We start from the raw sequence: 9,528 nt of genomic DNA, 5'->3' as shown, positions 1-9,528 counted from the left end.
GGCCGCGCTCGATGCCGGGGCAACGAAGAAGACGTGGCTGGCTACGGGGGATCAGCGGACGCGGGAGACGCACCGGCAGGAGAACGGCAAGGCCGAGGAGTCGTCCGCCGATGTCCACCCGTACCCCCCAGGAGAACGGCACCCACTCCATGGCCCCGGTCAAGTCCCTCACCGCCACCGTCCACCAGCGCCTCGCGAACGCCCTCTCGGCAACCCTGCCGGAGGCAAACGCGGACCCGCTGCTGCGACGCAGCGACCGTGCGGACTTCCAGGCGAACGGCATCCTCGCCCTCGCCAAGAAGACCAAGGCCAACCCGCGCGACCTGGCGACCCAGGTCGTCGCCAACGTGACGGCCGCCGACCTGATCAAGGACATCGAGGTCTCCGGCCCCGGCTTCCTGAACATCACGCTCACCGACAAGGCGATCATCGAGAACCTCGCGGCAAGGTCCGCGGACCCCGACGCCCGCCTCGGCGCCCCCCTCGCCCCCCACCCGGGCACGACGGTCATCGACTACGCCCAGCCGAACGTGGCGAAGGAGATGCACGTAGGCCACCTCCGCTCCGCGGTGATCGGCGACGCGGTGGTCCAACTCCTGGAGTTCACGGGCGAGAACGTGATCCGCAGGCACCACATCGGCGACTGGGGCACCCAGTTCGGCATGCTCATCCAGTACCTGGACGAGCACCCGCACGAGCTGGACCACAAGTCGGACGACGCGGCTGCGGAGAACAGCGGCGAGGAGGCGATGTCGAACCTGGACCGCCTCTACAAGACGGCCCGCAAACTCTTCGACTCCGACGAGGAGTTCAAGACCCGTGCCCGCCTCCGGGTCGTCGACCTCCAGGCCGGCGACCCCGCGACCCTCGCCATCTGGCAGAAGTTCGTGGACGAGTCGAAGATCTACTTCTTCTCGGTCTTCGAGAAGCTGGACATGGAGATCCGGGACGCGGACATCGTCGGCGAGTCGGGCTACAACGACATGCTGGACGAGACGTGCCGCCTCCTGGAGGAGTCGGGAGTCGCGGTCCACTCGGAGGGCGCCCTCTGCGTGTTCTTCGACGACATCAAGGGCCCGGACGGCAACCCGGTCCCGCTGATCATCCGCAAGTCGGACGGCGGCTACGGCTACGCGGCCACCGACCTCTCGGCGATCAGGGACCGCGTCTTCAACCTGAAGGCGAACAACCTCATCTACGTGGTCGACGCCCGTCAGTCCCTCCACTTCAAGATGGTCTTCGAGACGGCACGCAGGGCGGGCTGGCTGAACGACGAGGACACCAAGGCGTTCCAGCTGGCGTTCGGCACGGTCCTCGGCAAGGACGGCAAGCCGTTCAAGACGCGTGAGGGCGAGACGGTGAAGCTGGTGGACCTCCTCGACGAGGCGGTGGACCGCGCGACGACCGTCGTACGCGAAAAGGACACGCAGGCCCAGCTCTCCGAAGCCGAAGTCGCCGAGCGCGGCGCCCAGGTGGGCATCGGCGCGGTGAAGTACGCGGACCTGTCGACGTCGGCGAACCGGGACTACAAGTTCGACCTGGACCAGATGGTCTCGCTGAACGGCGACACGAGCGTGTACCTCCAGTACGCGTACGCCCGTATCCAGTCGATCCTGCGCAAGGCCGGCGAGGTACGCCCGCAGCCGCACCCGGAACTCGAGCTGCACGAAGCGGAGCGGGCGCTGGCCCTGCACGTGGACGCGTTCGCGGAAACGGTGACGGACGCGGCGACGGAGTACGCCCCGCACAAGCTGGCGGCGTACCTCTACCAACTGGCGTCACTGTTCACAACGTTCTACGACAAGTGCCCGGTGATCAAGCCGGCCCCGCCGAAGGACATCGCCGAGAACCGCCTGTTCCTGTCCGACGTAACGGCAAAGACCCTCCACCAGGGAATGGCCCTACTCGGCATCAGGACACCTGAACGCCTCTGACCGAGCGATACGCAGGAGGGAGCCGACCACATGGTCGGCCCCCTCACCTCACTTCGGGCGGGCCGTCGCGCAGTTCTTTCAGCGCGGTGATCCGGGCCAGCGCGCGGTCCCGGTCGACCAGACACGCGCTGACGAACGCGTCCACCTGCTTGCGGTCGTAGCCCGGCCGCACGACCCGGAACTGGAAGCGGGGCAGGCGGACAGGGTTGAACCCGCGCTGCTCGATAATCGCGTATGTGTCGGCGATCCGACGCGACGCCGAGGCCAGGTACAACTGCCTGATGTCCTTTTCCAGTTCAGCCACACGGGCCAGGGCACCATCTAGTTCGGCCGCGAGTTCTGACACACACTGGTCCACCGCCACGGAGTCGTAGCCGAAGTTCCTGAGATCGAGGGTGGGCTTACAACGTCCCAGGGTTGCCCCTCCCTGCGCCCTGGCAATGGCTTCCTGGGCCTCGGCAAGGATCTGGGCGGCCTCCTGTCTCATGTGCTCGGCCTCCCTGAGCGCCCGGCGCAGGATCTGATCGGCTTCCGCGCGCGTGGCTTCCCACGCCTTCATGAGCACACGCCCTGCGCTGGAGTTGCCGTACCCGAGCCCTACGACGTCCAGCAGTTCGTCCCCTGGCAGCGTGAGCGCGTGGTCGAACAGCAGCATGCTCAATGCCTTGTGAACCTCGTCGGCGTCCTGAAGGCGCTCCGAGGGCCGCTTGGCGAGCAGGCACATCACGAGTTCGTCCAGCGCGCCGGGCAGACCTTCGACAAGGTTCGCCGGCGCCACCGGCTCGCCGCGCATCTGCAGGTTCAGTACGACGAGTGGGGTGCCGGTGAAGGGTGGTCGCCCCGCCACAGCGTGGTAGAGGAGACAGCCCAGGGAATAGAGATCACTGCGGTGGTCGATCTCCCGCACCCCCTCGGCCTGTTCAGGGGACATGTACATCGGGGAACCGAGCGGGGTGCCGGTGACGGTGAGTTCACGGGCGCCAAGGGTGTCGCCCATGAACTTCGCGACCCCGAAGTCGAGGACCTTCACCGTCCCTGCGTCTGTGAGCAGCACGTTCGCGGGCTTGATGTCCCGGTGAACGACGCCCTTGCGGTGCGCCGCGTCCAACGCCTGGGCGATCTGGGCTGCCCACCCGACCGCCTGTGGCCAGGGCGGGGTCGACTTCTTGAGCCGCGTACTCAGCGGGACGCCGCGCACGAGTTCCATCACGAGGTAGAGCACCCGGCGCCCGCCGTCCTCCACCTCGCCCCAGTCGTGCACGGTGACGATGTTCTGCTGGGACAGCCGCGCCGCCAGCACCACTTCCCGTTCGAACCGGGCCCGCGTCTGCGCCTCGTCGCCTCCCGAGGGCAGGGCGTGGACGAGCTTGACCGCCACGTCACGCCTCATCCGTTCGTCTTGCGCGGACCAGACCTCCCCCATGCCTCCCGCGCCGAGCCGCTCTGTGATCCGGAACCGCCCGGCGAGCAGTACGCCTTTCACCCATGCCCTCCCAGAGCATCGCCCGAGTCCTGTCCGGACGACCGGCAGTCACTCACCCCGAGTGACTCAGGCACCCGCCGAGTCACCCGAGCTTCCGAACGAGCCTCCCGCGATACGACGCAGTCGCCGGGCTTCCTCCTCGATCCGGTGCCCCACGCCACCCGCACCCCCTCTGTCATCGAGTCCGCTGACGAGAAGCTGGGCGGACAGGGTGGTGAAGTATTGGGCGGTGGAGAGGAGATGATCGTCCGCGTCGACGGCTGCTGCACCCTCAAGGCTGCGATTGACGTCGTCCAGTACGCGGTTGATCTGCTGCGTGATCTCGTCGCGCGCCTCCGTCGCCAGTGTCACCGCCCGTCCTACCTGCGCGATGATGGAGTGGCAGGACCGGCGCAGTTCGCGCAACAGCCGGTAGTCGCGGCTGATGACGGTAGCCCCCGAAACCTGAGGGCTGAAGTTGCCGGACACGACCCGCGATCCGACCCCCTGCGGCTCGTATCGGCGGATGCCGAGGGCACAGGTCACCCCGAGCGCCACCCGGAAACACCGGTGGACGTGGAACTCCGTCTCGTGCGGTTGTACCGGTAGGTCGTCGCCCCCGGCGAACACGACCTTGTTTCCCCGGCGCACCCCGAGGAATCCCACCCCGTACAGGATGTCGACGACTCCTTCCAGGGTCAGCGCCTCCGCATAGGCCGGGAACAGCCCGTGGAGCGTCTCCACGACCGCGGCGAAACGGCTGCGGAGGGCGCTCCGCGTAACCACGTACCCCGTGTTCTGGAAGAGCGGGAAGAGATGTTTCAGAAAGGGGTGCGCGACGAGATACTCCAGCGAGAGATCCTTGAGCTTCCACGCGGAGAACTGCCGGCCCGCCTGCACCACGTCCGCCTCGGTGATCCGCTCCCGCCCGTGGATCAGCCAGGCGGTCTCCTGGCAGAGGTTGAGGAACTGGATGGCGTCCCGGGGCCGGGGCAGACACCGGCTGAACAGGTAAGCCCCGATGTCCTCATCGCCCACGCGCGCCGGGAAGATCCCCTGCCACAACTCGTCCTCGGTCAGCTCCGCCCCGGCGGATGCCCGGGCCCTGGCCAGTGCGAGATCCCGCAACGCCTGCTCGGTCCAGGCGATCCGCAACTCGTCGCCGTGGAACTTGTCCCCCTCGCCGAAGGACAGGGAGTCATAGATGTCGGCGCGCAGAAACAACAGGAAGCGAACCGCCGGCCCGTAGAGCTTCGCCGCATGTTTGGCTGCCAGCAGCAGCCCGATGACCATGGAGTTGCTGTCGGGTTCGGCCGACCACACGAGCTCCAACTGGTCGACCATGAGCAGCAGGGGCTGGTGTCCATGACTCCCGCCACCCGCGTGGGCGCATCCCAGCTCACTGAAGGCACGGACGACTCCCTGCTCGACCACTTCCAACTGGCGTATCGCGTGCGCTCCTTCGGAAGGCGCATGCGTCGCGTCGACACTCGCCTTGACCCCGAACGCCTCAAGGGACAAAGAGGTCTGCAAGCCCCGAGTCCACTGGGCCAACCGTTCACCGAGCCGCTCTCCGTCCGTCAACTCCCCACTCTGTTTGAGGAAACGACGTAGTGCCTTCACCGACTCGGGCACCTTGCGGCCATGCGCACCGCTTCCGGCATGCGTCACCAGGTGCCGAGCGGCATGTACGGCGAACAAGTACCGCCAGATCAACGCTTTGGCGGAATCCCCGGGCAGCCCCTGCAACTCGAACCGCCGGATCTCCTCCCCCGCGGCCTCGTCCGGAGTGACGAGCGCCTTCCCTCCGCCGTACCCGCCATCGACCCCCGCGTCCGCCATCAACTGCATACAGACAGCGCTCTTGCCGGACCCCTTGCGCCCGATGATGAGCATCTTCCGACCGGCCACCGAGGCACGGTAGGCGGCGTTGGGCAGGAAACCGCCGCGCAGCAACAGCCCTTCGGTCACGTCCCGTTCGGCGTCCTCCCGCCCGAAGTGCAGGTCGGCGAGTACCGGCCGCTCGACGACTCCGTCGACCATTCGTCCCCCTCGCACCAAATCGGCACTACCGAGCCAAAGGTACCCATACGGACCGACAGCCCGCTCGTAAACCGACTGCGCCCTCTACAGCACCTCCGCATTTACATACCCCCAAGGGGTATGTACGTTCAAGGCATGACGAGCCCTACAGAGAATCACCCGGAGACCACAGTCACCGCCGGGTCCGCCCCTCGCCCGGGCATCACACACCACTGGCCCGTACTGGCCGGCGTGGCGGCAGCCGCGCTCATAGGCCTCGACCTGTCCGAGGGCGTCGACGCGGCCCCCGCCCTGGCAGCCTCCGCGCTCATCTACTTCGGGGCCGCGGCGCTCCGGAAACCGTCCTCCGTATGGCCACTGTTCTTCGGCACAGTCGCCGTCATCTTCGCCACAGAGTTACTGGGCGGAGGAGAAGTGGACCCGACCTGGGTCATCCTCGCCCTGGCCGTCCCCTTCCTGGCCTACGGCCTGCTGCTGCAAAGCCGCGGAACCCCCAACACCCCACCCCCGCACGGCGGCTGGCCGTACCACCTGACCGCGATGGCCGCGTTCGGCGCCGCCGCAGCCACAGCCCTGGGCGTGACACACACCGTGGGCGCGTACCTCGTGGCCGGCGGCCTGCTGGCTCACGCGGCATGGGACGCCTACCACTACCGCATCGACAAGGTGGTGACCCGCTCACTCGCCGAGTTCTGCCTCGTCCTGGACACGATCGTCGCCACGGTCATCGTGATCGTGACGGTGACCGGCTGAACGCCTCCGCGTCGATCGGCAGATCCCAGTCGCACCACACCACCTTGCCCAACTCGCGCGCCCCAACCCCCCACTTGTCACTGAGCGCGGCGACGAGAAACAACCCTCGCCCACCCTCGCCGGCCTCCTCGCCCACGTGCTCGGCGACGAACGGCTCCCCCGGCCCACTGTCGTGCACGGCGACCCGCAGCACCTGCCCGTCGTACCGCAGGAACAAAAGGAACTGCCGTCCGGGCGGTACGCCGTGCACGAGTGCGTTGGTCGCCAGCTCACTCACGCACAGCAACACGTCATCACCCCGCTCGCTACCGGCGAAGCCCCAGTCGACGAGGAAGTCGTACGCGAACTTCCTGGCGGCGGGTACGGAACGGCGCTCGCGCCGGAAGAACTTCCTGCGCAGGGGGTCGGGTTGGATCGTCTCGTTCACGGTACGAGAGTCGCGGAGAGTGACTAGCGTGGATCACCCCGTGAACCCGTACAGATTTTTTGTACGGGTTCGTCCAGGGTCGGGGCCGGGCAGGCGTGGGGAGTTGGAGGGGCATGAGTCACGAAAACCGTTCGCGGACCTCGCGGAAGAAGAACTACTCGGCGATGAGGATGCTGGGGAAGCAGTTGCAGGCGGCCCGCAATACAGCGGGCTACACGCAGCGCGCGCTCGCTGAGGCACTCTTGATCGACGAGGAGACGATCGCGTCGATCGAACAAGGCCGCCGCGCCCTGATGCGGGACCTGGCGGAGGAGATCGACCAACTCCTCGATATGAAGGGCGCGTTGGTCGCCGGGGTCGACGCGCTCCCGGAGATCGACCAGTTCCCCCTGTTCGCGGATCAGTATGTGGCCCACGAGCGCGAGGCCATCTCCCTGTCCTGGTACGACAACGCGCTGCTGCCCGGAATCCTCCAGACCGAGCCATACGCCCTCGCCGTCTTCCGTGGTCGCGTACCGGCGTTCGACGAAGACGAGGTCGCAACCAAGACGGCCATCCGCATGGAGCGCCACCAGATCGTGCAGCGCAGGGATCCGCCAACGATGAGCTTCGTCGTCTGGGAGCCCGCACTCCACTTTCCCGTGGGTGGCGCCGCTGTGCACCGAGAGCAGCTGCATCACCTGCGCAAGTGCATCGAACTACCGAGAATCTCCATGCAGTTCCTCCCCTTGGACCGCATTACGCACGCTGGAGTCGGCGGCCCCTTCGCCCTCATGGAGACGCCCGATCACCAGCATCTGGCCTATCTCGAATCGCACCGGGGAAGCGAGTGGGTCGCAGACCCGAACTGGGTATCCATCCTCCAACGCAAGCATGCGATGCTGCGGGCGCAGGCCCTATCTCCCGAAGACTCTCTCGGCTTGCTGGATCGTCTACTGGAGGGTCGATGAGCACTCCACTCGAGTGGTTCGCGTCGAGCTACAGCGGCAGCGGGGGCGGCCAGTGCCTCGAAGTTGCCTACACCTGGCGGAAGTCCAGCTCCAGCGCCGCCGAGGGCGGCGCGTGCGTCGAGGTCGCCACCTGCCCCCACACCATCCACGTCCGCGATTCCAAGAACCCCGACCCCGAAACCGGCCCCACCTTCACCACCACCCACCAGGCCTGGTCGGCGTTCACGGCGTACACGGCCCGCTGATCATCACCGCCCCCGGAGACCCTGCCTTCAGAAACGCGAAGGCCGCCCGGAAGGAACCAGGCGGCCAAAACGCAGGGCACGGGGACGATGCCCTCGCTGCGGGCGTCAGATCTGCGCGGGGGCGAACTTCGGGTTGGGGCCGTACTTGTTCTCGCCCTGGTCGCCGTCGAGGCAGTAGAAGACCAGCAGGGTGATCGGGCCGACGAGCGGGATGATCCCGAAGAAGATCCACCATCCGCTGCGACCCGTGTCGTGCAGTCGCCGGACGGTGACGCCCAGAGCGGGCAGCAGGATCGCCAGGTAGGCCACGGACACGATCCACAGCGCGTGGGCCGCGAAGCCGATGCCGAGCAGCACGGCGAAGATGATGCCCACGAACAGCGCGAACATCCAGTACTCCTTGCGACGCGCACGCCCGCTGAACACCGCGTACTTCTTGAGCGCCTCGATGAAGTAGTTCATTGCTTCCCCCCAGGGAACGATATGGGCCAACCGAGCGGATCAGGCCAGAGGGAGAAGCTATGGAGACTGGCGGGAACTCGTCAATGGGGTTAGCCGTTGCAGGTCAGGGGCAGTAATCCGCTCACGACCCGGATTCAACGCCCGCCCGTGGGCATCGATTTCAGGACAGATCCACGCAAGATCATCGATGGTGGGGGCGCAACCACCGCACAGCCATCGACCCTTCACGGCGCCTACACCCTCCCGCCGCTGAACCATGGCCCGATCATTGCCAGTTCTACGCCATTTCTACGCCATTTCTCGGCCGGTCCGACGCGAATTCGAGGCCGCGCCGACACCGGACCGATCTCGAACCGTTGCCCGCTGACCAGCGCTTCCTCCCGCTCGGGCCCGTTGTCAGTGGCAGGCCCTACAGTCACCGACATGGCGACACTTCCCAATCCGCTGCCCCACCTCGCTGCCGACCCGACCGGCGGCACGCTCGGCCTCGCTCTCCCCGCCGGGAGACTGATCGACGCCACGGACGAGGGCCCGTGGCACGAGCCCCTCCTCTGGCATGCCGACGCGCTCTCCGCCCCCGGCGACTGGGCCGCGCACCACGACGCGTGCCGGGCCGCGGGGCTCGTCCCCGTGGTCATAGAGGTGGGCGGCGGCCAAGGCGGGCCCCAGGACTGGGAGTTGATGCCCGCCGACGCCTCGTACCCCGGGGACCACGACCCCGAGGACGTCCTCACCGGCTTCTGGGACGAGTACGCGGCGGAGGACGACGACTGGCCAGGCCTGGCCCCGGCAGCCGCCACCACCGACACCGACACCGGCACCGGCACCGGCACCGAGCAGGCCGACCTCCTCGCCGCCCGGCTGGCCGACTCGCTCCTCGCACCCGGCTCCTCCTTCAAGGAACCGCGCCTCGCCCTCGTCCCCGCCCGTCGTTCCGCCGACGTCCCCGCCGCCATCGGCTGGTCCGGCCCCGCGAACTACGAGAGCGACACGGCCCGCCTGTGCGCGGTACTCCGCTCCTGGGAGGACCGCTTCGGCATACGGGTACTGGCGCTCACCTTCAACCAGTTGGTGCTGTCGGTGGCAGCCCCGCCGACGACCCTCGCCGAGGCCGAGGCGATAGCCGCCGAGCACTTCGCGTTCTGCCCGGACAACATCACGCAGGGACCCCACACCACCCTGCCCGCATACGCCGAACACGAACTCCTGGCCAAGCAGACCTGGTCCTTCTGGTGGGACTAGCCGCAGCGCC

Annotated in this window: 9 protein-coding genes; 5 read left to right on the top strand and 4 right to left on the bottom strand. The window is 67.4% G+C overall.

The genetic code is table 11. From position 1 onward, the window contains the following. The first annotated feature begins 149 nt into the window (after window positions 1-149). Window positions 150-1,934, top strand: coding sequence for an arginine--tRNA ligase (gene argS, locus ABZ855_RS46395; RefSeq protein WP_360819474.1), 1,785 nt, complete (start codon window positions 150-152; stop codon window positions 1,932-1,934). Window positions 1,935-1,977: 43 nt separating this feature from the next. Here the strand turns inward: argS and ABZ855_RS46390 are convergent, their stop codons facing one another. Beyond that, window positions 1,978-3,417: a protein kinase gene (locus tag ABZ855_RS46390; RefSeq protein WP_360819471.1), complete on the bottom strand. Its 1,440-nt coding sequence runs from the start codon at window positions 3,415-3,417 to the stop codon at window positions 1,978-1,980. A 66-nt stretch (window positions 3,418-3,483) separates the two neighbouring features. Then, the gene (locus ABZ855_RS46385; protein ID WP_360819468.1) at window positions 3,484-5,439 is read right to left on the bottom strand and encodes a hypothetical protein; all 1,956 of its coding nucleotides are present in this window, start codon (window positions 5,437-5,439) and stop codon (window positions 3,484-3,486) included. A 135-nt stretch (window positions 5,440-5,574) separates the two neighbouring features. Here ABZ855_RS46385 and ABZ855_RS46380 point away from each other — a divergent pair, with 135 nt between their 5' ends. Then, window positions 5,575-6,192, top strand: a complete 618-nt coding sequence (locus ABZ855_RS46380) for a hypothetical protein (RefSeq protein WP_360819466.1) — start codon at window positions 5,575-5,577, stop codon at window positions 6,190-6,192. Here ABZ855_RS46380 and ABZ855_RS46375 read toward each other — a convergent pair. Beyond that, entirely contained in the window at window positions 6,164-6,619 is a 456-nt protein-coding gene (locus tag ABZ855_RS46375; RefSeq protein ID WP_360819464.1) for an ATP-binding protein, read from the bottom strand. The genes ABZ855_RS46380 and ABZ855_RS46375 overlap by 29 nt on opposite strands. A 113-nt stretch (window positions 6,620-6,732) precedes the next feature. Here ABZ855_RS46375 and ABZ855_RS46370 point away from each other — a divergent pair, with 113 nt between their 5' ends. Then, a complete protein-coding gene (locus tag ABZ855_RS46370) occupies window positions 6,733-7,569 on the top strand; it encodes a helix-turn-helix transcriptional regulator (RefSeq protein ID WP_360819461.1) in 837 nt (278 codons plus the stop codon). Then, a complete protein-coding gene (locus ABZ855_RS46365) occupies window positions 7,566-7,814 on the top strand; it encodes a DUF397 domain-containing protein (protein WP_360819458.1) in 249 nt (82 codons plus the stop codon). Before ABZ855_RS46370 ends, ABZ855_RS46365 begins: the two co-directional genes overlap by 4 nt. 105 nt (window positions 7,815-7,919) lie before the next feature. Here ABZ855_RS46365 and ABZ855_RS46360 read toward each other — a convergent pair whose 3' ends face one another. Then, on the bottom strand, window positions 7,920-8,276 hold the full coding sequence (locus ABZ855_RS46360) for a DUF805 domain-containing protein (protein WP_360819455.1): 357 nt from the start codon (window positions 8,274-8,276) through the stop codon (window positions 7,920-7,922). Window positions 8,277-8,699: 423 nt separating this feature from the next. On the opposite strand from ABZ855_RS46360, the gene ABZ855_RS46355 reads away from it, so the two are divergent. Next, window positions 8,700-9,518 carry a DUF4253 domain-containing protein gene (locus ABZ855_RS46355; protein WP_360819452.1) on the top strand — a complete coding sequence of 273 codons (819 nt, stop codon included), beginning with the start codon at window positions 8,700-8,702 and terminating at the stop codon, window positions 9,516-9,518. Window positions 9,519-9,528 lie beyond the last annotated feature (10 nt).

This window comes from Streptomyces sp. NPDC047042 (assembly GCF_040644035.1).
GTDB lineage: Bacteria > Actinomycetota > Actinomycetes > Streptomycetales > Streptomycetaceae > Streptomyces.
Note: the sequence above shows the minus strand (reverse complement) of the source record. Positions and strands in the feature narration are given on the sequence as shown.

What these genes read in the sequence shown, in the direction of transcription:
- argS (WP_360819474.1), top strand. Translation starts at nt 150, where the DNA reads ATGGCCCCGGTCAAGTCCCTCACCGCCACCGTCCACCAGCGCCTCGCG.
- ABZ855_RS46360 (WP_360819455.1), bottom strand. Translation starts at nt 8,276, where the DNA reads ATGAACTACTTCATCGAGGCGCTCAAGAAGTACGCGGTGTTCAGCGGG.
- ABZ855_RS46355 (WP_360819452.1), top strand. Translation starts at nt 8,700, where the DNA reads ATGGCGACACTTCCCAATCCGCTGCCCCACCTCGCTGCCGACCCGACC.
- ABZ855_RS46365 (WP_360819458.1), top strand. Translation starts at nt 7,566, where the DNA reads ATGAGCACTCCACTCGAGTGGTTCGCGTCGAGCTACAGCGGCAGCGGG.
- ABZ855_RS46370 (WP_360819461.1), top strand. Translation starts at nt 6,733, where the DNA reads ATGAGTCACGAAAACCGTTCGCGGACCTCGCGGAAGAAGAACTACTCG.
- ABZ855_RS46380 (WP_360819466.1), top strand. Translation starts at nt 5,575, where the DNA reads ATGACGAGCCCTACAGAGAATCACCCGGAGACCACAGTCACCGCCGGG.
- ABZ855_RS46385 (WP_360819468.1), bottom strand. Translation starts at nt 5,439, where the DNA reads ATGGTCGACGGAGTCGTCGAGCGGCCGGTACTCGCCGACCTGCACTTC.